Source organism: Embleya sp. NPDC050493 (assembly GCF_044458105.1).
GTDB lineage: Bacteria > Actinomycetota > Actinomycetes > Streptomycetales > Streptomycetaceae > Embleya.
On sequence record NZ_JBITHP010000018.1, the window covers coordinates 18,322 to 44,032 of the forward strand.

General features: G+C 72.7%; 16 protein-coding genes. 11 read left to right on the top strand and 5 right to left on the bottom strand.

The genetic code is table 11. The features are described 5' to 3' along the window. Positions 1–22: 22 nt before the first annotated feature. Both ACIBM5_RS29485 and ACIBM5_RS29490 read right to left on the bottom strand, forming a co-directional pair. On the bottom strand, positions 23–7,663 hold the full coding sequence (locus ACIBM5_RS29485) for a beta-ketoacyl synthase N-terminal-like domain-containing protein (RefSeq protein ID WP_396009561.1): 7,641 nt from the start codon (positions 7,661–7,663) through the stop codon (positions 23–25). Beyond that, positions 7,660–11,850 (bottom strand): amino acid adenylation domain-containing protein, encoded by a 4,191-nt coding sequence (locus ACIBM5_RS29490; RefSeq protein WP_396009562.1) that lies wholly within the window; start codon positions 11,848–11,850, stop codon positions 7,660–7,662. Before ACIBM5_RS29490 ends, ACIBM5_RS29485 begins: the two co-directional genes overlap by 4 nt. Before the next feature lie 242 nt (positions 11,851–12,092). Between ACIBM5_RS29490 and ACIBM5_RS29495 the strand changes: the two genes are divergently transcribed. Beyond that, positions 12,093–12,536 (top strand): DUF6314 family protein, encoded by a 444-nt coding sequence (locus ACIBM5_RS29495; protein WP_396009563.1) that lies wholly within the window; start codon positions 12,093–12,095, stop codon positions 12,534–12,536. Positions 12,537–12,746: 210 nt separating this feature from the next. Here the strand turns inward: ACIBM5_RS29495 and ACIBM5_RS29500 are convergent, their stop codons facing one another. Next, entirely contained in the window at positions 12,747–13,652 is a 906-nt protein-coding gene (locus ACIBM5_RS29500) for a MerR family transcriptional regulator (protein ID WP_396009564.1), read from the bottom strand. A gap of 101 nt (positions 13,653–13,753) precedes the next feature. On the opposite strand from ACIBM5_RS29500, the gene ACIBM5_RS29505 reads away from it, so the two are divergent. The 6 genes from ACIBM5_RS29505 to ACIBM5_RS29530 all read left to right on the top strand — a co-directional run bounded on the left by ACIBM5_RS29505 (position 13,754) and on the right by ACIBM5_RS29530 (position 20,098). Then, positions 13,754–14,656, top strand: a complete 903-nt coding sequence (locus ACIBM5_RS29505; RefSeq protein ID WP_396009565.1) for an alpha/beta fold hydrolase — start codon at positions 13,754–13,756, stop codon at positions 14,654–14,656. After that, positions 14,653–15,201 carry a YybH family protein gene (locus ACIBM5_RS29510; RefSeq protein WP_396009566.1) on the top strand — a complete coding sequence of 183 codons (549 nt, stop codon included), beginning with the start codon at positions 14,653–14,655 and terminating at the stop codon, positions 15,199–15,201. The genes ACIBM5_RS29505 and ACIBM5_RS29510 overlap by 4 nt, the downstream gene beginning before the upstream one ends. Positions 15,202–15,203: 2 nt before the next feature. Further along, complete coding sequence (locus ACIBM5_RS29515) at positions 15,204–16,202, top strand: LLM class flavin-dependent oxidoreductase (RefSeq protein WP_396009567.1); 999 nt, start codon at positions 15,204–15,206, stop codon at positions 16,200–16,202. 154 nt (positions 16,203–16,356) lie between these two features. Then, a complete protein-coding gene (locus ACIBM5_RS29520; RefSeq protein ID WP_396009568.1) occupies positions 16,357–17,298 on the top strand; it encodes a DUF1028 domain-containing protein in 942 nt (313 codons plus the stop codon). Beyond that, the gene (locus ACIBM5_RS29525) at positions 17,295–18,575 is read left to right on the top strand and encodes a M20 family metallopeptidase (RefSeq protein WP_396009569.1); all 1,281 of its coding nucleotides are present in this window, start codon (positions 17,295–17,297) and stop codon (positions 18,573–18,575) included. Before ACIBM5_RS29520 ends, ACIBM5_RS29525 begins: the two co-directional genes overlap by 4 nt. Positions 18,576–18,601: 26 nt before the next feature. Then, entirely contained in the window at positions 18,602–20,098 is a 1,497-nt protein-coding gene (locus ACIBM5_RS29530) for a purine-cytosine permease family protein (RefSeq protein ID WP_396009570.1), read from the top strand. 70 nt (positions 20,099–20,168) lie between these two features. Here the strand turns inward: ACIBM5_RS29530 and ACIBM5_RS29535 are convergent, their stop codons facing one another. After that, a complete protein-coding gene (locus ACIBM5_RS29535) occupies positions 20,169–21,377 on the bottom strand; it encodes a serine hydrolase domain-containing protein (RefSeq protein WP_396009571.1) in 1,209 nt (402 codons plus the stop codon). Between the two features lie 198 nt (positions 21,378–21,575). Here ACIBM5_RS29535 and ACIBM5_RS29540 point away from each other — a divergent pair, with 198 nt between their 5' ends. Next, the gene (locus ACIBM5_RS29540) at positions 21,576–22,205 is read left to right on the top strand and encodes a ClpP family protease (RefSeq protein ID WP_391584564.1); all 630 of its coding nucleotides are present in this window, start codon (positions 21,576–21,578) and stop codon (positions 22,203–22,205) included. Then, the gene (locus ACIBM5_RS29545) at positions 22,202–22,789 is read left to right on the top strand and encodes a ClpP family protease (protein ID WP_396009572.1); all 588 of its coding nucleotides are present in this window, start codon (positions 22,202–22,204) and stop codon (positions 22,787–22,789) included. The genes ACIBM5_RS29540 and ACIBM5_RS29545 overlap by 4 nt, the downstream gene beginning before the upstream one ends. Positions 22,790–22,845: 56 nt before the next feature. On the opposite strand, the gene ACIBM5_RS29550 is transcribed toward ACIBM5_RS29545, so the two are convergent. Continuing rightward, positions 22,846–23,265: a helix-turn-helix domain-containing protein gene (locus ACIBM5_RS29550; RefSeq protein ID WP_396009573.1), complete on the bottom strand. Its 420-nt coding sequence runs from the start codon at positions 23,263–23,265 to the stop codon at positions 22,846–22,848. 200 nt (positions 23,266–23,465) lie between these two features. On the opposite strand from ACIBM5_RS29550, the gene ACIBM5_RS29555 reads away from it, so the two are divergent. Together ACIBM5_RS29555 and ACIBM5_RS29560 are read left to right on the top strand one after the other, a co-directional pair. Next, positions 23,466–24,305, top strand: a complete 840-nt coding sequence (locus tag ACIBM5_RS29555) for an NmrA family NAD(P)-binding protein (protein ID WP_396009574.1) — start codon at positions 23,466–23,468, stop codon at positions 24,303–24,305. A gap of 252 nt (positions 24,306–24,557) precedes the next feature. After that, positions 24,558–25,532, top strand: a complete 975-nt coding sequence (locus tag ACIBM5_RS29560) for a sheath polysaccharide-degrading enzyme (RefSeq protein WP_396009712.1) — start codon at positions 24,558–24,560, stop codon at positions 25,530–25,532. Positions 25,533–25,711: the final 179 nt, after the last annotated feature.

Sequence of the window (25,711 nt, forward strand, 5' to 3'; positions counted from 1 at the left end):
GGGGGGTGACCTGCGAAAGCGGTCAGGACCTCGGGCGCTCGGCCGCCGCGTCGGGTTCGGCCGCTACCGGAAGGTCGCGCAGCGCTCGGTCCACGAGCGCGACGATGTGGCCGAGTGCGGGTTCGCGCAAAAGGGCGTAGTGGTGGGCGTCGACGTCGACGCAGCGCGGTGGTGCGCTCAGGAAAGGCGTCCATCCGAGGTCGGTGCCGCCGGGAACGTCGTCCACGCCCATGCCCGTTCCGCTGTTTCGCGGCGAGCGTTGCCCGGCGCGCACGATGAGCGTGTCGGTGCCGGCGTCCTTCAGCGGGCGGGCCGTATGCAGGCCCAACAGGCGCAGGTGGCGGGTGAACACCTCGATCCGCTCGGCGGCCGTGTCCCGGGCGCCGAGCAGGCCGGCCGCGCGCAGTCGGCGGGTGGCCTCGGGGATGCGCTCGGCGGGCGGCAGCGCGGCGAAGCCCGCGTCGGAGCCCGCCGGGTCGGGGTCCGCTCGGTCGAGGTTGGGGTCGAGGCCGAGGTTGGGGTCGAGGCCGAGGTCGAGGTCGAGGAACGCTTCGAGGGAGGCGAGATAGCGCAGGGTCGGTTCGGTGTCGCGGGTCTGGTCCGCTTCCTCGGGGAAGGTGCGGATGTGGTCGGGCAGGTTGGCGTCGAGCAGGACGAGCAGTTCGACGCGCTCCCCGGCGGCGTGCAGTCGGCCGGCGATCTCGTGGGCGAGGATGCCGCCCATGGACCAGCCGCCGAGGGCGTACGGTCCGCGCGGTTGGCGGAACCGGATCGCCCGGAGGTGGCGTTCGACCAGCGCCTCCGCGTCGACGGGGGCTTCCGCGCCGACGAGTTGCGGGTCGGTCAGGCCGATCACCGGACGGTCGGTGGTCAGCCTTCGGGCCAACTCGCCGTAGCACAACACGTCACCGCCGGAGGGATGGATCAGGAACAACGGGCGCGGGTGCGCGCCGGCACGCAGCAACAGGGCCACGTCGTCGGGGTCCTCGACCGCGTCGAGTGTCGTTGCCACGCCGTCGGGGTCGAGTTGCCCACCCCACGCTCGCGGATCGTCCGCGAGTCGACGCACCGTCGCCACGTACCGCGTGAACGCCGCGTCCACGTCGACCGGTTCGAGGATCGTCTCCGCGGCGTCCCATTGCAGCAGCAGGGCGCCGCCCTGCTCGAACGCCTGGTGGTCCAGCCACACCTGCGGCGTCTGACTCACGCCGTGGACCGGAGTGCCGACCCAGTCCAGGTCGTGGCCACCGTCGAGGACGTCGGCCAGGCCCAGTGCACTGGTGAACACGACAGGGGCGGTGTGCAACCGACCGGTGCGGGCGGCCTGTTCGGCCAGGACGTCCAGGGCGCCGAAGTCGCGATGGTCCAGGTCCGAGAACAACCGCCGCTGCGTCGTCGCGGCTCGTGCGGCGAACGTCGGGGTCGGCGTGGGGTGCCGGCTCTCGTGCAGCAGCAGCGTGGTGAAGTCGCCGACCACACGGTCCACGTCGCGGTGGATCGCGGGTCGGTCGAACAGGGTGAGATTGACGCAGAACCGGTCGCTTCCGGACCAGTGGGCGAGGGTTTCGGTGTAGGCGGCCAGCAGTACCGCGGTGGGTGTGAGACGTCGGCGGGCCGCCGCGTCGCGCAGTCGGCGCCAGGTATCGGGGGCGAGGCGGGCCGAGCGGCGGACGAATCGGGGCGGCTGCTCCGTCGTCGTCCCGGTGGTCTGGGCAAGTGCGGGCGGTCCCGGGAGGTCGGCCAGTCGCGCACGCCAGAATTCGGCGGCGGCATCGAACGCGGCTCCGCTGCGGCGGGCCTCCAGGGCTGCCGCGCAGGTGGCGAAATCGATTTCCGGGAGCGGAAGTTCGTCGTGCGGATGGTCGTGGAAGTGTTTGATCTCGCGGTCCACCAGCAGATAGCTCGCGGTGTCGCAGACCAACACGTCGAACCCGGTGAACAGTCGGATCGCGCCGTCGGGCAGCCGCGCGGCGGTCACCTCGAACAACGGCCAGCGGTCGGGACGTGGGGCGCGGTGGGAGAGCCTGGCGCGCAACTCGACCAGTTCGGCGTCGCGTTCGGCCGGGTCCAGGCGGGTGAGGTCGTGCACGCGGATGCGGTAGCGGGGCACCCGGTCCAGGATGCGGTTGCGGCCCTCGGGCGTGATCACGGCGCGCAACATCGGGTGCCGGGCGATGACCCGGTTCAGCGCGTCCTGGTAGCGCTGCACGTCCAGGTCGGGGCAGTGGTGTTCGAGAAAGAAGTGGCACGCGGTCCCACCGTGCCGATAGCCTCCGCCGCCCCCGACCCAGTAGGCATGCTGGACACGCGTGAGCGGGAAGTCCCGCACCACGGGCGACGCAGCCGACCGAGGCGGCTCGTGAACGGTCGAGAGGTCCCGGGGCGCGGGCGACGCATCCGGTCGAGGCGGCTCGGAGTGTGGGGGAAGGTCGCCACTCGCGGGCGCCGGAACCGATCGGAGCGGATCGGAGCCTGGGGGGAGATCGCCACTCGCGGGCGACGGAACCGATCGAAGCGGCTCGGAATGCGGCGCGACGTCCCCCGCCACAACCGGTACATGCGATGCGGACGGTTCGGGCGGTTCCGGCCGCGTCGTGCTGTTCGACCCGGTGCGGTCGAGGAGATGGGCCAGGCCGGCCGCGGTGGGGTGGTCGAGGAGGTCCGCCAGGCGCAGGCGCACGCCGAACGCGTCGTGTACGCGGGCGAGCATGCGGGTCGCGAGCAGCGAGTGTCCGCCGAGCGCGAAGAAGTCCGCGTCCGGGTCCGCAACGGTGAAACCGAGCAGGTCGGACCAGATCGCCGCGATGGCGTGCGCTCGCGGATCCGTTCGGCGGTCGGAATCGGGTACGTCCGGCGACGGACCCGCCGGCGTGGGTACCGCGGTGGGCGCCGCGGTTGGTGCCGGTGTCGCATCGTGCCGCAGCCGGGCGGCCAGGTCGGCCGGGGAAACGGCGACCACGCTCGGCGCCGTGTCATCGGCTGCTGCGGCCAGCAGCAGGTCCAGGGCGCGGGTACCGTCCTCGGCGCCGAGCGAATGGGCTGCGGCCACGACGCGTTCGCGGCCGGCGGGTCCGACCCGCCAGCCGTCCCAGGCCGCGCAGAGCCAGGTGGTGTGGTCGTCGCTGTGACGCGCGGAGATCGCTTCCAATGCCCGATTGGCGGCGGCGTACGGGCCCAGGCCCAGGCCGCCCACCGCCGCGGTGGCGGAGGACATCACCAGGACGGTCGGCGGGCGCAGCGCCTCGGGGAGTTCGCCGATGGCGATGCGCAGGGCATCGGCGGCGCCGACCTTGGCACGTACGTGCGCGGCGATCGTCGCGGGGTCGCTCGCACGCAGCGGTGCGATGCCGGCGGAGGCGACGACGCCCGCGGCGTGGATGACGAGTCGGGGGCGGCCGTGTCGTTCGCCCAGGTCGTGCAGGAGTCCGTGCACGGCAGCCGGGTCCGCGGCATCGCAGACGGCGATCTCGACGCACAGGCCGCGCAATCGCAGGTGATCGAGCCACGCCCGACGGCCCGCCGCGGTCCGCTCGGGCACGGGACCGTCGGGCGCGGAGCGGTCCGACCCGGCGCGGTCGGGCACGGTGCGAGCGGGTACCACGCCGTCCGATTCTGTGCCGTCCGACACCGTCCGGTTCACGGTCGCGCCGCCGGCCGACAGCTCACGGTGCGGCGCCGGGTGATCCGCCACGGTCCGGTCCGACACCGGGCATTCCGACACCGATCGATCCGGCTCCGCGTCGTTCGACGCCGCGCGGAACGACGCCGAGCGCGTCGCCGGCGACCGGTCCGCGGTGATGGGTTCGGGTGCGGTGTCCGGTCGCGGCGTGGCCTCCTCCGTGTTCGGGATCCCGGTGCGGGAGGTGAGCACCACTCGGGCCCGGTGGGTGTGGGTGAGGTGTTCGGCGAGGGTGAAGCCGACGTCGCCCAGGCCGCCGAGGATGACGACGGTGTCACCGGGGTCGATGGCCGGCGTGCGGTCGGTGGGATTCCAGGCGGCGAACGAGCGCACCCGGCGGGTTTGGCCGCGCACGGCGACCTCCCGCGCGTTGTCGCCGGTCCGCAGGTCGGCGGCCTCGCGGGCGAGGGCACGCATCGGATCGTGCGCACCGAGGTCCAGTGCGCGCCAGCGCAGGCCCGGGGTCTCCTGGGCGAGTACCCGCGGCAGCGCGCGGATCGCGGCGGCGGCCGGGTCGAACGCATCGGTGTGCTCGACCCGTTCGCCATTTCGGGTGAGCACCATCAAGCGGCTGGGGGCGTCCGCGCGCTCCGCCAGGCGTGCGGCGAAGCGGGCGAAGGCGGCGACGGCGGCTGCCACGGCCGCTTCGCTGCCGTCCGCCACCGGTGCGGCGTCGTATACGAAAACCGCTCCTGTGCACGGGCATTCGTCGTCGATCGTGGCGGTTTCGGCGCCGGCTGCTTCGAGGGCGCGGCGTACCGCGTGGGCGGGGTGCTCGGGCCGTGCCCGGTCCTCTTGCTCGGGCGGGCTCGTCGTAGCCGTGGTGTGGTCGGCCACGATCCAGCGTTCGCCGTGCAGCATGGCTGCGGCCGGTGGTGCGCTCTCGTGCCAGACCGGAGTCTGGAGGAGCAGGTCGTGGTGCAGCGGCGGCCGTTCGGCGGATGCTGGTTCGATCCACAGTCGGCGGCGGCGGGTGGGGTGGCCGGGCAGCACGACGCGGCGGCGTCCGGGGCGGTGCAGCGCGCGGGCGTCGAGGTCGATGCCGTGGGTCCACAGTCGCCCGGCGGCGCTGAGCAGCGCGGCACGTTCCGTGCCGTGGTCGGCGGCGCCGAATCCGGCCAGGGCGGCGAGCAGGGCGGGCGGTTGTTGTCGCCGTGCGGCCAGGGCGAGTTCGCTGCCGGGGCCGGCTTGGAGCAGGATGCTCGGCTGCCGCCCCACGGCGGTGCGCAGCGCACGCGAGAACAGCACGGTGGAGCGCAGATGGCGTACCCAGTGCTCCGGGTCCGCGCGTTCGTCGGCACGCAGTTCCTCGCCGGTGACGCTGGTGATCAGCGCAATCGTGCCCGGCGCCGGGTGTACGCGGCGGGCGGCGGCGCGCAGGTCGGCGAGTACGGGATCGACCAGGCGCGAGTGGGCTGCCGCGTCCAGCCGCAGGCGCGTCGCGTCGACCCCGCGAGCCCGCAGTTCGTGTTGCAGGGCCAGGATCGCGTCGGTCGGTCCGGCGAGCACACACGCGTCGGGCGCGTTGACCACGGCCAGGTCCAGGTGCGGATGCCGGCGGGTCAGGTGGCGGGCCTCGGCCTCGGACACCTGCACCGCGAGCATGGCACCCGCTCCGGCGGCTGCGGCCATGCCGGTGCAGCGCACGGTGACGAGTTCGGCGGCGTCCTTCAGGCTCAGGATGCCGGCGGTGACCGCGGCTGCGTACTCGCCCAGGCTGTGCCCGAGCACCACGTCGGGTTCGATGCCCCACGAACGCAGCAGCCGGGCGGTGGCCACCGATACGGTGAACAGGGCGGGCAGGCCCACCCGCGGATCCCGGGCGGCGGCGTCGGCGACGGATCCGCGCGGGTGCGTGAGCAGTAGGTCGCGCACCGGGTCGGCGAAGTGGGCGGTGCAGGCATCGATGGCGGCGGTGAACTCCGGTTCGTCCCGGTAGAGTTCGGCACCCATTCCGGCGTACTGGGCGCCGCCGCCGGGAAACGCGAGGATCAGCCGCGGGGCGGTGGGTTCGACTTCGCGACCGGTGGCCGCCCGCAACGCCGCGGCGGCTCCGGCATGGTCGGTGCCCACGGCAGCGACGCGGTACCGCAGCGCGGGGCGACCGCTGTGCAGGGTCGCGGCAATGTCGGCGAGAGCGTGCGGCTCGGCAAGCCCGGCGGGGCCGATCCGGACCCCGGCGCGGCGGGCAGGGTCCGCGGGGTCCGTCCGGACTCCGGCGCGATCCGCACGATCGGCGGGGCCCGGCGGGCCGGAAGGGCCGGTCGGCCCGGAAGGGAATTCGGTGCGGTCCTCGGGGCAGGCCAGGAATCCCGCGCCGCCCACAGGATCGGCAGTCTCCGCCGAATCCTCGGCGCGGTCCGCGGGTTCGGCAAGGTCAGCCGAAACCTCGGCCTGGGCCGCAGGGACCGCAGACGCCGCCAAAACCTCGACGTGGTCCGCAGGTTCGCCGAGGCCGGCCAAAACCTCGGCCCGGGCCGCAGGGAAGGACGCCGCCAAATCTGCGCCACAGTCCGCAAGTTCGCTGAGGTCGGCCAAAACCTCGGCGCGGTCCGCCGATTCGTCGCAGGCGGTCAGGACGTCGGCGAGGGCATCGACCGCGGTCGGCAGTGCGGCGGCGGAGTGCGCTGACAGGAGGAGGAGTTGCGGGCGGGGGTCGGGCGCGGGCGCCGTGCGTGGCGGGGCCTGGCCCAGGACGATGTGGCAATTGGTGCCGCCGATCCCGAAGGCACTCACGCCGGCGTGCCGTACGCCCGGCCAGGGGCGGGTGGTGTCGGCGAGGGTGAACGGCGAGTCGGCGAGGTCGAGTGCGGGGTTGACCGGGTCGCAGTGCAGCGATGCGGGAATGACGCCGTGGTGCACGGCCAGGACGGCCTTGACGAAACCGGCGATGCCGGCGGCGGAGTTGGTGTGCCCGATGTTGCCCTTGACCGAGCCCAGGGCACACCATGCGGGGCCCGCTGCGCCGAACACCTTGCGCAGCGCCGCTACTTCGACGGCGTCGCCGAGCGGGGTGGCGGTGCCATGTGCCTCGATGTAGCCGATCTCGGTGGGTTCGAGGCCGGCGACGGCGAGGGCTTCGGCCACCGCGCGGGCCTGACCTCGGGGAGAGGGTGCGGTGAACCCGACCCGGTCGGCGCCGTCGTTGTCGACGGCGGATCCCAGCAGTACGGCCAGGACGCGGTCGCCCGCCGCAACCGCGTCCTCCAGGCGGCGCAGCACGACCGCGCCCACGCCCTGGCTGTGCACGATGCCCGTGCCGCGAGCGCTGAACGGGCGTACGCGCCCGTCGGCGGAGAACATCGCGTCGGGCACGTGCAGATAGCCGCGCCCCTGCGGCACGATCAGCGAGACGCCGCCCGCGAGCGCGGTGTCGCATTCGCCGGCGAGCAGCGCCTGTGCGGCGACGTGCACGGCGACCAGCGACGTCGAGCAGGTGGTGTTGATCGCCAGGGCGGGACCGGTGAGACCGAGCCGGTGCGCGACGTGCAGCGGCAGGTAGTCGGCGACGCCGGCCATGGCGGCCTGGAGGCTGCCGATCGGGTCGGCGCCGGTGGGGTCGTGCCGGTCGCGCAGGTTGTGGGCGAGGTAGGCACTGTGTGCGGATCCGGCGTAGACGCCGACGACTCCCGCATCGGCGCCTTCCCCGTGTCCGGCGTCGTCCAGTGCCTGCCGGCAACATTCCAGGAACAGGCGCTGCTGTGGGTCGGCGAGAGCGCCTTCGGCGTCGGTCATGCCGAACAGGTCGGGGTCGAACAGGTCCTGGCCGTCGATGACCGCGCCGACCGGAACGTACCCGGGGCGGCGCAGCAGTTCGGCCGGGACGCCGCGGTCGGCGAGTTCGTCGGGGGTGAACCGGGTCAGACCTTCCCGGGCACCGAGCAGAAGGTCCCAGTAGGCGTCGGCGTCGGGTGCGCCCGGGAAGCGGCAGGCCAGGCCGACGACGGCGATGGCGGACGGGATCGCGGGATCGGGATGGCTCATCGGGAGATCTCCTGGGCGCGGGCACGGGCGGTCAGCCTGGACTGGCGCCCGGGCGCGGCGGCATTCGTGGCGGCATTCACGGCGGTACGCGCGGCAGTGCTCGCACCGGTGTTCATGGCGGCATTCGCAGCGACATCCGCGGCGGTATTCGCACGGGTGCCCGTCGTGGTGCTCGCGATCGTCGGGGTTCGGGACTCCGCTGCCCCGCGGACGATCCGGGTCGCAAGGGCGTGTGCGGTGGGGTGTTCGAACAGGTCGACCACGGCGAGGTCGCCGACGCCCAAGCCGCGGAGTCGGCGGTGGGCGCGGACCAGGTCGAGCGAGGACGCACCCAGTACGAAGAACGACGTATGTGGTTCGACCGGTCGATCCAGCAGTTCGGTGAAGACGCCGACGACCGTGTCCAGCGTGGCCGGGTCGATCCGGGCCGACCGGGTGTTCGACGCGGGCGTTCCGGCGGTCGACTCGAAGGTGCCCGTGGCCGACGCAACGGTGCCCGCAGTCGGCGCAAAGGTGTCCGCGATCGGCGCGAGCGTGCCGATTCTCGGCCCGGAACCCCCAGCCGCGGTGTCGTCCGTACCGCGCGGAGTCGGGTCCGCCGGGATCCGGAAGGCCGCCAGAGCCCCGGCGCCGGCGGTTTCCAGGGTCGGCGTCGGGTCGTGTTCGTGCGCCTGTCGCCGGCAGGCGTGGGCCCAGTCCGCCGCCGCGTGCAGCGCGTCGAGCGGGTCGAGCCGCGCGCCGTCGGCCTGACGTACCGTCAGGATCGGTTCCAGGCCCAGTCGGTGGGCATGCGCCACGGCTTCGCGCAGCCAGGCGGTGGGGTCGAGGCGGGCGTCCGGCTCCGGTGGCTCCGGGGCGTGGGGCGATGCGACGACGTCGGCCGGGTTCGGGCCGGGTTCGGCCAGCGCGGCGTGGTCGATCTTGCCGTTCGCGGTGACCGGCAGGCGGTCCAGGACGACGTAGCGCGTCGGGATCATGTAGGCGGGCAGTCGTTCGCGCAGCGCCCGGGTCCAGCGTCGTTCGGTGTCGGCGTCGGGGCGCCGGCCGTGTTCGGGCACGACATGGGCGATCAGCCGCAGTCGTCGGTCCGCCGTGCGTACGGCCGAGGCCACGCATTGGCGCACGCCCGGCTCGCGGCCCAGGACCGCCTCGATCTCGCCCAACTCGATCCGGTGACCGCGGATCTTGACCTGGCGATCGACCCGGCCGAGGAATTCGATCGTCCCGTCCTGCCGCCAGCGGCCCAGGTCCCCGGTGCGGTACAGGCGTTCGCCGAGCTGCGGGTGGAACGCGAAGCGCCCGTCGGTCTGTTCCGGGTCGGCGACGTAGCAGCGCGCCAAACCGGCGCCGCCGATGTGCAGTTCGCCGGCCTGACCGAGCGGGACCGGGGTCCCGTTCTCGTCCAGGATGCGAAAGCTCTGTCCGCGCAGTGCGCGGCCGTAGGGGATGCTCGTCCAGGACGGGTCGACGCGTTCGACGGGGTGGATCACCGACCAGATCGATGCCTCGGTGGCGCCGCCGAGGCTGACGAATCGGGCTTGGGGTGCCAGCGCCCGCAGGCGGTCCGGCAGGGTGATCGGGATCCAGTCGCCGGAGAGCATCACCAGGCGCAGGGACCGCAGTTGCCGGCCGGTGCGCTCGGGTTCGAGTTCGCCGTACTCGACGAGCATCTCCAGCAGGGCGGGGGCGGTGTTCCATACCGTGACGGCGTGGGTGTCGGCGAGGTCGAGCCAGTGTTCGGGGTCGCGTGAGCGATCGGGGTCGGGGAGCACGAGGGCGCCGCCGGCGCCGAGGAGGCCGAACACGTCGAAGACCGACAGGTCGAAGCTCAGCGCGGACAGGCCCAGCACCCGGTCCCCGGGCCCGATGTCGAAGCGCTCGACGATGTCGTCCACGGTGGTGCGGGCGGCCGCGTGCTCGATCGCGACGCCCTTGGGCGTGCCGGTGGAGCCGGAGGTGAAGACGGCGTAGGCGAGGTCGTCCGGTTCGGGGCGACCGCCCGCGGGTTCGGGAAGTTCGGCGGGTCCACCGGGTTCGGCGGGCTTCGGGCCGGGTGCCCGGTCCGGGGCGACGATCACGATGCCCGCCGGCCACGCGGGCGCCGCGTCGGGCTCGGCGACCGCGTGGGTGAGCCCGGTGCGCGCGCAGACCGAGGCGACCCGCGCGGCGGGCCAGGTCGGCTCCACGGGTACGTACCAGGCACCGAGTGCGCCGACCGCCAGGACCGCGGTGATCCGGTCGTGCCCCTCGTCCAGGGCGATGGCCACCGGTGTGCCGGCGGCGACTCCGCTCGCAGCCAGCGTCGCGGCGAAGGATCGTACGCGGTGCGCGAGTTCGCCGTGGTCCAGGCGGCGGCCGATACCGAGCAGCGCGGGGGCGTCGGGGGTACGGCGGGCGGCGGCGGCCCACGGGTCGTCCAGGAGGGGGCCGGCGGTGGGGAACGGGTTGGGGGCGGGCGGTTCGTCGGGCAGGAACGCGGGGTCTGCCGCGAGGGTCGGCGAGGTCCAGGCGTGCGGTTCGGTCAGCCGGCGCAACAGCCTGATCTCGGCGGCGAGGCAGTCGCGGATCCAGTCGGCGGGCAACGCACCGTCCACGCTGTCCCATACGATCCGCAGCGCTCCCCCGTCGTCGCGCACGATGTGGTCGAGCAGGATCTGCGGCGTCTGCGAGATCGCGTACACCTCCTCCCCCAGCCATGCGGTCACCGGACGGTCGCCGTCGGCGAGGCCGATGCCGCTGGTGAACACGACCGGGTGGGCGGGGGTTCCGCCGACGCGGCCGGCGCGGCGCAGCACCTCCACGCCGGAGACGGCCCGGTGTTCGAGGTCGGACCAGAAGCGCCGGTTGACCTCGCCGGCCCACGCGGCGAACGTCCACGGCCGGGACAGGTCGGGCAGCGGCGGCTCGACCAGCACTGTCGTGGTGAAGTCGCCGACGATGTCCAGGAGTTGGGGGTCGTCGGGCCTATCGAACAGGGTGGTGTTGAGGCAGAAGGGCGCACCGGCGCCGCGTCGGTTCAGGGTCAGGGCGAATGCGGCCAGCAGTACGCCGGTGGGGCTGAGTCCGTGTTCGGCGGCGCGGGATCGCAGTCGGGTCCATTCCGCGGCGGTCAGGCCGTCCTGGTGCCGGGTGAAGCGCGGCGGACCGGGTTCGTTCGCCGCCGCGGTCCACGGCAGCGCGGGGCCCGGCGGCAGCTCGGCCGCGCGGCGCGCCCAGTACGCGCCCGCGCGCTCGCGCCGCTGCAACTCCTGCGGATCGGCCGCCCGTTCGCGCAGCACGGTGCCGAAGTCGGTGGTACAGGGCGCGGGCAGCGCGGTGGGGTCGGCGACGAGCGCACCCCACTGGCGCATGAGAAGCAGCCAACTCGTCATGTCCAGCGCGAGCACGTCCATGCCCACGTACAGCCGCGTACCGCCGTCCGGGAGCAGCGCGGCGTGGATGTCGTACAGCGGCCAGGTGTCCGTACGGCGGGTCTGATGCGAGCGCTCGGCGCGCAGGCGGGCCAGGGCGGCGGCCCGTTCGTCGGCGCTCACGGCCCGCAGGTCGGTGCGCCCGATGCGGTAGGGACCGGGGTCGGCGAGGACGCGTTGCATGCCGTCGTCGTCGACGATCGCCCGCAGCATGGGGTGGTGGCGCACGAGGATGTTCCACGCGTCTTCGAGCCGGGTCAGATCGCCGTCGTGGTCGCCGTCGGGCAAAACCCGGTCGAACTCGTGGAAGTAGAAGGTGGCCACCCCACCGAGGGGGAACGAGGGGTCGCGGCCGACCCAGTAGGCGGATTGCACCGGTGTGAGGGGGAACGCGTCCGGGGGCGGCACGGGGTGGGCGGGTGTTTCGGCGGGTCGGGCCGGCCGGACCGCCTCGGCGGATCCGGTGGATGGCGCCGGTCGGGTCGCCGGGTCGCCAGCGAGCGGATCCGGGAGGCGTGCGGCCAGCGAGCGGGCGGTGGCCTCGCCCAGGAAGTCGGCGATCGGCAGGTCGGCCCCGGTGCGTTCGCGCAGCCGACGCCGCAGTCGTACTGCCGTGAAGGACTCCAGGCCCAGTTCGGTCAGCCGAACGTCGGGGTCCACGGCGGGGCCGACATCCGGACCGCCGTCCGGACCGGCGTCGATCCCCAGCACCTCGGCGACACAACTCGCGACGGCGGATATCGGATCGAGGTGAACGGGCGTGCCGGACCGGGGCATGGGCTCTCCTGAGCAGACGGAACGAGGCGGAAGGACGGGGCGTCGGGGCGTCGGGGCGGCGGGCGGGCAGGCAGGCGTCACCGCGCCACCGGCAGGACATGCGCCGCAGCCGCAATCCCCGCGGGCTGCCGCCATTTCTATCACTATTGAAAATGATTTCCAATACCGATTGGCGATGCACGCACACCACCGCCGCCCGGGCCGGCCGGGACCGCGCCGGCCGGGGCGGGGATCATGGGCGCATGCATCCCGTTCCCGTTCCCGACGCCGCCGCCTATCTCGCCGGACGCTGGAGCATCGACCGCACCGTGATCGACGAGCGCTCCGGCGCGCGGGGCACGTTCGTGGGTACCGCCGTCTTCCGCCGGGTCGACGACGAGCTGGTCGAGGCGGAATCCGGTGAGTTCGTCTGGGCCGGGGTCGCCAACCCGGCGAGCCGCACCCATCGGCTGGTCCCGCGGGTCGACGGCACCGCGGACGTGCTCTTCGCCGACGGCAGGCCCTTCCATCACCTCGACCTGCGCACCGGCCACTGGACCACCCGGCACCCCTGCGCGGCCGACCGCTACGACGGCGACTTCACCGTCGTGTCGCCGGACGAGTGGCATCTGCGCTGGTGGGTGGAGGGTCCGGCGAAGACACAGTCGCTCACGTCCGTCTACCGACGCCTCCACCCCGCATCCTGAGCGACTCACGCGGCTCACCGGGTACGAGTGCCCCGGCTCGGCACCGGGACGGGACGCACTCGCACCCCCGGGTCGAGCCGTCGAGGGGGTCGACCCGGGGGCGGGGTGGCGGGGTGCGCCCGCCGGGTGCGCGCGGTCTTCCCGGGCAGGTGGGCCGGGGCCGGCTCCTCGCACGGGTCGGCCGCGCGCCCGTCGCCGCGCAGGTGCAGGTCAGCGGAGGTCGGCTCCCCGCTCCGGTTCCGCTCCGGCGGCGGGCTCCTGCGGGGTGAAGCCGGAGGCCGCCCGGACGATGCGTCTGGTCATCGGGTCCGACCAGGCCTTGGGGGACAACACCTCGATCCAGATCGCGCGGGCGGTCTTGCGGCCGACGTTCTCCCAGGAGATCAGCGTCCGGGACGGGAAGGAGACCGAGTCGCCTTCGGCGACGTCTATCGGCTCCGCGACCTGCGCGTGGTCGCCCAGCCCGCCGCCGACCCGAAAGCGCAGCGTCCCGGACATCAGGAAGGCGAAGGTCTCCCCCGGGCGCGAGTAGGGGCCGCCGCTGGAGCCGTGCGGCGGGATGGACAGCAGCGCCGGTTCGAGATCGTGGCCGGGCAGGAGGAGTTCCTCCCATTGCACGCCGCCTTCGAGGACCACGGTCGCGCGCTCGTCGGCGCGGACCACGCTGGCGTCGGTCCGGGTGAACGACGCCAGGCTGCTCATCGGGACGCCGAGCGCGTCGGTGATGCGGGCGATCAGCTGGGTCGAGGCGCGCTCGACGCTGCGTTCGATCGATGACAGGTGCGACACGGAGGTGTCCGTCATCGCGGCGAGTTCCTTGAGGGACAGGCCACTTGCCAGTCGGGCGCGGCGCAACCGACCGCCGTCCGCGGGCTCGTCCGGTACCGGGACGTCGTCGGGGCCGCTCAACGAGGTGCGAATGGCCGCGGGGTTCCAGCCGTGCCGCTGCCGCAGGTCGGCGATCCGGCGGGCCCGGCTCACGTGCTCGGGGCCGTAGCGGCGCTGTCCGCCGGGTGTGCGGTCCGGCACGAGCAGGTCTTGTTTCTCCCATGCCCGGAGCGTCTGAGGGCTGACCCCGACCTCGGCGGCGACATCGCCGATGCTTCGCCAATTCATGCTCGGGAGTCTAGGCCGGACGTCGTCCCGACTCTCGACAAACTTACATCGTTACTGTAACTATGGCGCCCCAAGCGGAGAGGGGAAGCCCAATGTCGTCCGTGGATCGAATCGTCTTCGGCGCCGGCTCGGGGTCGGCGTTGGCCAGGCGCGGCGCAGTTCCCGGGTCGCCGACGGTGCTCTTCGTACACCCGGCCAACCTGCAGGCCCGCTGCTGGCGGGCGGTCCTGGCGGCGGTGCCGGACGCGTGGACGTGTCTGGCGATCGACCTGTCCGGACACGGGTCGTCGGCGCGCCGCGACGCGTACGACCTCGCCGGGTGGGTGCGCGAGTGCGTCGAACTGCTGGACGCCCGCGAGGTCGCGGACGTGCACGTGGTCGGCGCCTCCGTCGGCGCGGCCGTGGCCGTGGAACTGGCCGCCGCCCACCCGGACCGCGTCGAGAGCGTCACCACGGTCGGCGGCGCCTTCCGCCCCGCCGACCCCACCGCCTCGCGGGAGTTCCTCGCGGCCGTCGCCGCCAGGGGTGCGCGCAACGCCGTACTGGACATCCTGGCGAGCGAACCCGGCCTGGACGAGGTTCTCGTGGCCGGCGTCGCCGCCGACATCGGTGTCGAGTCCGACACTCAGGCCGCGCGCATCTGGACGGCGGCGGCCGCGGCCGCCGGACTGGACGCCGCCCCCCGATTGCGGTGCCCGACGCTCGCCATCGTCGGGGACCGGGACCTGGGTTGTCCCGTCGAGGACTCCCGGGCCTTCGCCGAACTCACCGGCGGCCGGCTCGCGGTCCTCGTCGAACACGGACACCTGCCGATGTACACCGCCCCCACCCGGGTCGCGGCCCACCTCGCATCCCTCGTCGACGGCACACCCGAGCACCACGGCCGCGACCGAAATCCCGCCCCCGGCGGAAGTCCCGACAGCGGAAGCCTCGGTACCGGAAACTTCGGCACCGAAAGCCTCGGCACCGGAAACCTCAGCACCGAAACAGGAAGTCGATCATGACCGAAACCCCGTTCGCGGAGCGAACCGCGCCGAAGGCGGACATCGCCGAGATCCTCAGGCTCCACAAGCAGTGGTGGGAGTCGAACATCGGCTGGGACATCGACCGCATGGTCGAGGTGTTCCCGTCCCCGGGCCACGAGTATCTGATGTTCAACTTCAACGGCCATCCGTACTTCGACATGACCGAGAAGGTCGCGTTGTGGAAGTGGTACCGCGAGATCATCGCTCAGACGGGCGGCCTGCGGACCGAGATCATGCGCTTGGAGGTGCGTGCCGACACCGCCTGGCTGGCCTGCGAGTTCACCATCGAGGCGGAGATGCTCGACGGCGGCGAGTGGACCGCGGACTCGGTCGACGCGACCATCGGGCGGGCCACCGAGATCTACCACCGCGACGACGGCACCGGCGCACCCCGGTGGCGCATGTGGCACACCCACATCACCGCGCTGCCCGACCCGGACGAGACGCGGCCCGGATTCGCCGACTCCACCAACAGCCGCGGCCTGGGCCGGGTGCCGTGGAACCCGCTCCCGAAGGGCATCTGACCATGACCGTCGCGGCACATTCCCCGCGCATCTCCCTGGTCCTCGGCAGCTCGCAGAACCCGGCCGAGATCGTCGCCTCGGCCAGGGCCGCCGAACGCGGCGGCTTCGACGAACTGTGGGTCGGCGAGGACTACTTCTACACCGGCGCCATCGCCTCGGCCGGCGCCGTGCTGGCCGCCACGCAACTCCCGGTCGGCATCGGCATCGTGCCCACCACCTCGCGCCATCCCGCGCTCCTGGCGATGGAGTTGGCCACCCTGGCCGGCCTGTACCCGGGCCGGCTCAGGGCCGGGGTGGGGGCGGGTGTCCCCGACTGGCTCGATCAAATGGCGATTCGCTCGAAGACCCCGCTGTCCTCGGTCCGGGACGTCATCGCCGGGCTGCGCACCCTGCTCGCGGGCGACACGCTGACCGTCGAGGCGTCCTCGTACCGGGCCCGCGAGGTGCGACTGGCCCACCCGCCCGCGATCGTGCCGCCGATCCTGGCGGGGGTGGGCGGTCCCAAGGCGCTCGCCATGTCGGGCGCGTCCGCGGACGGGACCGTGCTCTCCGTGCTCGCCGGGACGCGCTACGTCGAGTGGGCGGCCCGCACCGTCGCGAACGGCGGCGCAGGCCCCGAACACGACCTGGTGGCATACGTCTTCTGCTCGATGCACGACGACGCCGCGGTCGCCCGCGAGCGGTTGCGCGAGTTGTTCGGGCTCTACCTGCTGGCCGGACCGCGCAACCCGATGACCGAGGCCCACGGCATCGCCGACGAGGCCGAGGCACTGGCCGCGCTGGACTTCGAGGACGCGGTACGCGCCATTCCGGACGCGTGGATCGACGACTTGGCGGTGGTCGGCACACCCGCGGACTGCGCGAAGCGGATCGGCGCGCTGGCCGAGGCCGGGGCGGACTGCGTCGCACTGTGCCTGCTCCCCGACGAGGACGGCGCAGCGCAGGTCGACCGGCTCTCCCGCGACCTGCTCCCGCTGGTCCGGGCCCGGGCCGGCGGGTGACCCGTCCGGCGGCCGGGCGGGCCCTCGACCGGGGCGCCGGTCCGGCCGCCGGGCGGCGACGCCGTCCCCGTACGCACCGAAGCGTCGGGGCCGCCGGGACGCCGGCGCACACATCGGCACGGCACACATCAGCGGTCCGAGATCGGAGATCGGGATGACCTATTCGATAGTGAGTTTCCATCCGCACGACGGCTCCCTCGGGTTCGCCGCGCAGTCGCACTTCTTCGCCGTGGGCTCGGTGGTCGGCGATGCCGAGGCCGGCGTCGGCGTGGTGGTCAGCCAGGCCTTCGCCAACACCGACTGGCCGCACGAGGGGTTGTCGCTGCTGCGGGCCGGCGCGACCCCCGACGACGTGCTCGAAGCACTGATCGCGGGCGACCCGCTCGCCGACTACCGCCAGGCGATCGTCATGGACGCCACCGGCGCATACGCCTGCTTCACCGGCGGCAGTTGCGCACCGCACACCGGCGTCGCCCGGGGCGAAGGCGTGGCCGCGGCGGGAAACATGCTGGCCTCGGACGAGGTGTGCCGGGCCATGGTCGCCGCACACGACGGTCACGGCGAACCCGGCGATCACGGCGACCCGGAATCGGCGTCGACGCACGCGCGTCGGCTGGTGCGCGCGCTCCTCGCCGGCGAGCGGGCCGGCGGCGACGCCCGAGGGTCGCAGTCGGCGGTGGTCAAGGTGGTCGACGGCGTTCGCGGCGAGCGGCCGTGGCGACACGTGCTCGCCGACATCCGGGTCGACGACCACGCAGACCCGGTGCGCGAGTTGCGTCGCCTGCTGCCCGTGCACGAAGGCTTCCGCACGATCGGAGCCGCGTTGTTCGCCCCTCCCCTGGTCATCGGCGACCCGTCGGGCATCGCCGCGGCCGACGCCCGGGAGATGGTCGAGGCGCTCACGGCGGCCGCGGCCGGCCTGGGCGGCAATTCCGAGGCGGACCTGTGGCGGGCGGTGATCCTGCTGCGCTGCGGCGAGTTCGACGCGGGCGGCACGCTCCTGGCCGAACTCACGTCCGCTCGGCCGCAATTGCGCGAATTCGCCCGCGGCCTGGAACGGGTCGGGATCCTCCCGAGGGCCGAGGTGCGACCGTGAGGCCGGCCCGGGCTGCCGACCCCAACCGGCCGTCGGTCGAGACCTTCGTCCGGGCCGACCGGGTATGCGAGACGGCGGCCGAACTTGTGCGCATCGACACCCGGAATCCACCCGGCCGGGAGTCCGCGGCCGTACCGGCGCTGTCGAACCTCCTGAACGCGCTCGGCTGCGACACCGACGTGTTCACCTCGCGCTCCGGGCGGCCCTCGGTGATCGCCGGGTACGGCCGCGGCACGCCGGGCCGGCCGACGCTGCTGATCAACGGCCACGTGGACGTCGTACCGGTCGTCGAGTCGGACTGGACGGTGCCCCCGTTCGAGGGTCTCGTGCGCGACGGGCGCCTGATCGGGCGCGGCGCGGCGGACATGAAGGGCGGCATCGCCGCGGCGATCGAGGGACTGCGCGCCTGCATCGACTCCGGGGTCGAACTCGGCGCCGACATCGTGTTCCACCTCGTCGCCGACGAGGAGACCGGCGGCGATCACGGCACGGCCGAACTGGTGGCCGCCGGTCTGGTGCGGGCCGACGCGTGCATCGTCCCCGAGCCCACCGAGTTGCGCGTCGCGGTGGCCGAACGCGGCTCCTGGCAGGCTCGGATCGAGGTGTTCGGCACCGCCGGGCACGGCGGCGACCCGGGGCGGGGACGGTCCGCGGTCGCCGACGCGGCGCGGATCACCACCGCGCTGCATCTGGCCCGGTTCCATGCCCGCCCGCATCCGCTGCTGGGCAGCCCGACGTGCAACGTGGCGATGGTGCGCGGCGGTGTCGCGGCCAATGTGATCGCGCCGAGCTGCGAGTTGACCATCGACCGGCGCACGCTGCCCGGGGAGAGCGCCGAGGACGTGCACGCCTCGATCCTCGCGATGATCGACGCGTCCTGCCCGGACGTCGACTACCGCGTGGTCCCCACCTTCTTCTGCGAGGCCTCCGAGCTGCCGCTCCCGCACCCCTTCGCGGACTTCGTCGACGCCTGCCGGCTCGACGCCCGGCCGGACCGGGACCCGGTCGGGCCCGGCGCCGGCCCGGACCAGGGCTTCGTCGGCCTGTACCTCGGCTCCGACGCCCGCTTCCTGCGCAACGACCTGCGCATTCCCACCGTCGTCCACGGCCCGGGTTCGATCCGTCAGGCGCACGGCGCCGACGAGTGGGTGGCCCTCGACGACCTCACCGCGGCCGCGCGCACCCTCGCCCGCGCCATGGCGGGGTTCGCCGACTTCGCGGCGGACGGTGCCGCCACCGACCGGAACCAGAGCAGACAAACAACCGGAAAAATGTAGATTCTGCCCCACACGAAGGAGGGCACATGGCTGACCACTCAGGTGCGGTGACAGGCCGGCAGGCAGCAGGAACCGGGCACGCCCGCGGTCCGGTGCTGGAAACCCGCTCCATCGACTACGTCCCACAGTCCGAGCGGCACGGCCGCGCCTGGCATCAGGCGCCGTTCTGGTTCACCGGGCAGTTCGTGCCGACCACGATGGTCGTCGGCTTCGCGGGCCCGGTCATGGGCCTGTCGATCGGCTGGTCGATCACGGCCACCGTGCTCGGCATCCTGTTCGGCACCTGCTTCATGGCCTTCCACGCGAACCAGGGGCCCACCATGGGCCTGCCCCAGATGATCCAGTCCCGCGCCCAGTTCGGCACCCGCGGCGCACTCGTGCCGATGCTCGCCGTCATCTGCGTGTACATCGGCTTCAGCGCGTTCGGCGTGCTCCTGGCCTCCCAGGTCCTGGAATCGGTCCTGCCCGGCTCCGCGACGCTGTGGGCGGTCGTCATCGTGCTGCTCGCGGCCACCGTGGCGATCGTCGGCTACGACCTGCTGCACACCGTGCTGCGCCTGCTGCCGTACCTGGTGGTACCGGTGTTCGCGATCCTGACCGTGCTGGCGCTGATGCACCTGGAGCCGCACCCGGTCGCCCACTCCTCGGCCTTCACCCCCGCGGCGGCACTCGCCCAGTTCGTCGCGGCGGCCGGCTACCAACTCGGGTACGCCGTGTATGTCTCGGACTACTCCAGGTACCTGCCCGCGGACACCTCCGAACGCGGCGTCATCGGCTGGACCTATGCCGGGGCCGCGTTGTCGGCGATCTGGCTCATGGTGCTCGGCAACTTCATCGCCGGTTCGGTGCCGGTACCCGATGCGCTGGTCAACCTCCAGGACATCGGCGACACCCTGTTCACCGGCTTCGGCAAGACCGCCGTGGTCGCCATCCTGGTCCCCAGCGCGATCGCGGTCATGGGTGTCAACCTCTACGGCGCGATGCTCTCGGGACTGAGCATCGTCCAGGCCTTCCGCCCGATCGCGCTGACCGTACGCACCCGCATTGCCGGCATCCTGGCCGGCGCGGCGCTCGCGCTCGCCGTGGCCGAGGGCCTGCCGGCGAAATACCTCGGCAGCTTCAACGACTTCATCACCCTGATCCTCTACGTCCTGGCGCCGTGGACCGCGGTGAACCTGATCGACTACTACTTCGTCCGCCGGGGCCACTACGCCATCACCGAGATCTTCAGCCCGAACAGCATCTACGGGCGCTGGGGTTGGCGCGGTCTGCTCTCCTACGCGCTGGGCGTCGCGGCCCTGGTGCCGTTCATGGTCACCGGCTTCTACACGGGACCCATGGTCGACACACTCGACGGCGCCGACATCGCCTTCGTCGTCGGACTCGTGGTCTCGGGGGCGGCCTACTGGCTCGGCACCCGGGGATTCGACCTCGACGCCGAGCAACAGGCCGTCGAGCGCAGCAAGTTGCACCTCGACGGTAGCAACGCCGTCGTCCGCTCCAGACCTCGCGTCACCGGATGACCCGTGCCGGGTCGACGCCTGCCGCGAACGCGGAGTCGTCGACCCGGCACACCTGTCGCGGGGCGCCGGGTCAACCCTGGGCGGGGAGTTCGTAGACGTGGTCCGGGGTGATGACGGAGGTGACCGCACGGGCGACCAGGGTGCTCGGCTCGTAACCGTCGTGCACGATGTCGGTGTTGAGCAGGATGACCATCGTGGCGTCCTGCTCCGGCAGGTACATCGTCACGCTCTCGTAGCCCGGCAACGAGCCGTTGTGCCCGACCCAACCGTGGGTCCGGAACAGGCCCAGGCCGTACCCGGCGCCGTCGAAGCCGGGCACCGTGATGAACTTCTCCCGCTCCGCCTGGGTAGCCGGGGAGAGCAGGGTGCCGGTGGCGACCACCTTGGCCCAGCGGCGCAGGTCCTCCAGGTCGGAGATCATCGCGCCGGCCGCCCAGCCCCAACTCGGGTTCCAGTCGGTCGCGTCGGCGACCGCGCCGGTCGGTGTCTGGTTCGTGTAGCCGTGCGCGTGCGGCTCCGGGAATTCGGCGCCCCGGGGGAACAGGGTGTGGTGCAGCCTCGCCGGCCCGGTGACGCGCTTGTGGATGAAGTCGGCGAGGGGCATCCGGCCGAGCTTCTCCACGACGAGTCCGAGGAGGACGGTGTTGGTGTTGGAGTACTGGAACTGCGCCCCCGGGGCGAAGACGTTCGGGTGCCGGAAGGCGTACGTCAGCAGTTCCTGCGGAGTGAACGAGCGGGTCGGATCGGCCAGCAGGGTGTTCACGAAGTCCGGGTCGAAGGTGTACGAGAACAGGCCACTGCGCATCTCCGCCAGTTGCCGGATGGTGATGTGCTCCCCGTCGGGAACGCCGTCGAGGTAGGCGGAGATCGGATCGTCCAGCCCGATCAGGCCGTCGTCGACCAGTTCCAGCAGGGCCGTGACGGTGAAGGTCTTGGTCTCGCTGCCGATCCGCATGTGGAGATCGGGCGTCATCGGAGCGCCGGTCGCGGTGTCGGCCACCCCGGTCGAGCGCACGTAGCTGCCCCGGCCGGGCAGCCACAGGCCCACGGTCACCCCGGGGATGCCGGCTTCCCGACGGGTGCGCTCGATCGCCTCGTCGAGGCGGGCCACGAGCGCGGGGTCCAGGCCGTGCGGCGGGCAGTCGTCGTGTGGATCGGCGGTGGCGACGGCCGCCGTGGCCGGGGTGGCCTGGGCCGAGGGCGCGGTCAGGGTGAGCGGGACCAGCGCGGAGAGGGCGAACAGGGCGGTGGCGAGGCGACAGGCGGGGGCACGGCGCATGACGGGACGTCTCTTCCGGGGGGTCGAGGGGACCTTGCCCGACCAAGATCACCCTTCGCGTCGGACCGGCCCCGCGCCGCACGAACGCCGCGCGGCGAGTCCACCCGAACGGCCCCGACGGCGTCGATCCGCTCGGAGCAGATCCGCTGTGGGCAGATCGGCTTGGCGTCGCCGTGGGCGTCGGCCCAGGGTGGAGCCATGAGCGATGACACGAAGGCCCCGCTTTTCCCCGAGCACACGCGGCGCGAGCTGTACGCGCAGCGCGTGCTGCTCCTCGACGGCCCGTTGGACGACGACAACGGCACGTTGCTCACCACCCAGTTGCTCACCCTGGCCGCGGAAGACCCCACTGCGGACATCGCGTTGTGGATTCACTCGCCCGGTGGTTCGGTGCCGGCGATGCTCGCGATCCGCGATGTCATGCGGGTCGTCCCGTGCGACGTGTCCACCCTGGTCCTCGGTATCGCCTACAGCGCGGGCCAGTTCCTGCTCTCGTCGGGAGAACCGGGCAAGCGCCGGGCGCTGCCGCACGCGCGGGTGCTCATGCACCAGGGCTCCGCCGGCATCGCCGGGACGGCCGTGGACATCGAGTTGCAGGCCAACGACCTGCGTCACACCCGCGACACCGTGCTCGGCCTGATCGCGGAGGACACCGGCCAGCCCATCGAACGGGTCTTCGAGGACTCGCTGCACGACCGCTGGTACACCGCACAGGAGGCCCTCGACTACGGCTTCATCGACGCGATCGTCCAGACCTTCGACGAGATCGCCCCGCGCGGTGCTCGCCGAGTCGCCAAGAACGCCGGATTCCAGGGAGCCTCGGCATGAGTACCTACGCCATTCCGAACGTCATCACCCGCGACTCCCGCGGCGAACGCATCATGGACGTGTATTCGCACCTGCTCGCGGAGCGCGTCGTCTACCTGGGAACCGCCATCGACGCGGGCGTCGCCAACGCGCTCGTGGCGCAGTTGTTGTTCCTGGAGGCGGACAACCACGAACAGGAGATCCAGTTCTACATCAACTGCGAGGGCGGCGACCCCAGCGCGATGCTGGCGGTGTACGACACGATGCGCTACGTGCGGTCGGAGATCGCCACCACGTGCGTGGGCCAGGCCGTCGCGGTGGGCGCCGTACTGCTCGCCGCGGGCGCGCCCGGCAAGCGCGCCGCGCTGCCCCATGCGCGGGTGGTGCTGCACCAGCCCGCCGCACAGGGACGCGGCGCGATTCCGGACCTGATCCTCCAGGCGGACGAAGTGGTGCGCGTCCGCGCGGACATCGAACACATCCTCTCCCGGCACACCGGCCAAAGCACGGCCACCCTGCGTGCGGACACCGACCACGACCGGGTCTTCACCGCGACGGCGGCAAAGGAGTACGGACTCGTCGACGTGGTACTCGACGAGCGATGACCCACCCCGCCCGGCGCGCCGGCGCCGCTCCCGATCGTGCCGCTACCGCGGTGCCGTCACGCCGTCAGGGCGAAGGCGGCGCGGCAGACCGCGTTCGAACGGCCCGCCGGGCGGGTGCTCCGCAGGTTTTCGCTCACCGCGAGGGTCAGATCGACCAGGCCCACGCCCAGTGCGCCGGCCATCGCCGCGATCATCTCGCTCGACGGTTCCTTGATACCGCGCTCCACCTCGGAGAGGTACTGCGGCGAAACGCCGGCACGGCCCGCCGTCTCGACGAGCGTCTCGCCGCGTTCGTGGCGCAGCGACCGCAGGTGCTCGCCCAGCACATCCCGCCACAGCGGCTCGCGACCGGGCGTGCTCGATCGGCGGTGCACCGGCACGGGCGCGGGTGTGCGCTCGGGCCTCGGCGCCGGCGCCGGGGCGGCCTGCCTGTTGTCGTCGGTACGGTGCGAAAGCGGTGGGGCGGTCTCGGCCATGCCTCATCGTAGGCCGGACCCCGCGAGCTTTCCCCGTTGTCCGCCCGCAGCGAAATCCGGCGAGGCGTCGAGCCGAGGACACGGCCTTTGCGTCTCCCGACCCCGAACGCAACGCGGGGCCCGCCGGATTCAGGAACCGACTCTTCCTGATCGATGCCTACGGTCATCGCATCCAAGCAAGCCAATCGGTGGGAGTGGGCATGATTCTGGTCGTCGGCGCAACGGCACATTTCGGACGCGAGACCGTCGAGGCACTGGCGGCCGCGGGTGCACCGGTACGGGCGCTGTCGCGCACCCCCGACAGGGCGGCTCTGCCCGCGGGCGTCGACGTCGTGCGCGGCGATCTCACCGACGCCGCCTCGCTTCGACCCGCCCTGCAAGGGGCCCGGACCCTGTTTCTCGTCCTCCCCTACGGCATGGCACCGGACGCGCTGCTCACCGAGGCCGCCCACGCGGGTGTGCGGCACATCGTGTTCCTGTCTTCCGGGGCGGTGGTCGACGGTGCGGACGTGCAGCCGGACGTGATCGCGACCTACCACGCCGGTGTCGAGCGCGCGATCGCGGAGAGCGGCATCGCGTGGACGTTCCTGCGGCTGCTGTTTCCCGCCGTCAACGCGCTGTCGTTCGCGATGCAACTCAAGGGGTCCGACGTGGTGCGCGGCGCGTACGCCGATGCCGCCGCGTCCGTCGTGCACGAGCGCGACGTTGCCGAGGTCGCCGCCGCGGTGCTGACCGGCGACGGGCACGCCGGCCGCACCTACGATCTGGCCGGACCGGCGTCCCTCACCCAGGCCGAGCAGGTGCGGGTGCTGGGCGACGTGCTCGGACGACCGCTCGTGTTCGAGGAGTTGCCCGACGCGGACGTCCGCGAGCAGCTGAGCCGGTTCCTGGACGGCCCGTTCGTCAACGCCCTGTTCGACCTGATGGCCGCGACCGTCGGCAAGCCCGCACCGCTCACGGACGTCGTCGAGCGCCTCACCGGTCACCCGGCCCGCACCTTCGCCGAGTGGGCTGCCGACCACCGCGCCGACTTCGCCTGAGCACACGGGCGCACGGCCGACGCGCACGACCGGCATACCCGGTGGGATTCGACACCGGGATGTGGAGCGGCACGCGTCGGCCCGGACGCCGCCGCGCGCCCGCGGGCCATGAATCCGGACCGATGTTGGTCTAGACCTTTACGCCCTCATGCCGCACGCTGGATGCCATCTGCTCGGCCCGTTGCCGGTGTGGGGACCGGCATCGGGACGATCCGTGCCGTCACCACGTCGACGGAAGGCTCCCCCATGCGCATGCGCACCCTCTCGCTCGCCCTCGTGACCACCGTCGCCGCCGCGCTCGGCTGCGCCCCGTCCGCCGGTGCCGCGCCCGCGTCCACGCGCGCGTCGGTCGTGCTCGTGTCGACGTCGACGCAACTCAAGGCGGCGTTGGCCGCGGCCGTACCGGGCGACACCATCCGCCTCGCCGACGGCACCTACACGGGCAACTTCCAAGCGGTGAAGGCCGGTCGCGCCGATGCGCGGATCACCTTGGCCGGCTCCGCGAATGCCGTGCTGCGCACCGGCACCGGCGGCGGCAACGCCCTCCATCTCAACGGCGCCTCCTACTGGACCGTGCGTGGCATCACGCTCACCCACGCCCAGAAGGGCATCATGATCGACGCCGCCCGCGGCGTACTGGTGGACTCCGTCACGGTGCACGAACTCACCATGGAGGGCGTGCACTTCCGCAACTCCAGCAGCGACGGCGAGATCGTGGACTCGCGCATCTTCGACACCGGCCGGGACAACCGCGGCATGGGCGAGGGCGTGTACGTCGGCACCGCCAACACGCTGTCCGACCGCAGCGACCGGGTACGGATCCTGCGCAACGTGATCGGCCCCGGGGTGCGCGGCGAGGCGGTGGACCTGAAGGAGGGCACCACCGGCGGCCGGGTCGCGGACAACACCTTCGACGGCACGGGCCTGACCGGCAACAACTACGACGACTCGTGGGTCGACGTGAAGGGCAACGACTACCTGATCGAGCACAACACCGGCCGGAACACCACCAACAACGGGTTCGAGGTGCACGCACAGGCTCCGGGATGGGGCTGTGGCACGGTCTTCCACACGAATCACGCCGACCTGACCGGTGCGACCGGCCCCGACCGACTCGCGATCCACCCCGTCTCGTACCGCCCCGGCTGCCCGACCACGGTCACCGCCGACAACACGTTCACGGGAGGCAACGGCCTGGTCGATCCGGGCGTGCCGGTCATCCCCTGATCGCGTCGTCGATGCGACCGCGCCACGCGCCGTCGATCCGGCCGCGCCATCGTCCTGTCCATCGCTTCGGGCCGGGACCGGGCCCAGACCCCCGAGGGGGACGACGCGCCCCCGGCCCAGCGCGGCGGCGCACCGCACCGCGCGCGCCCCCAACAGGGCGAAGCACGGCGCAACGCCTT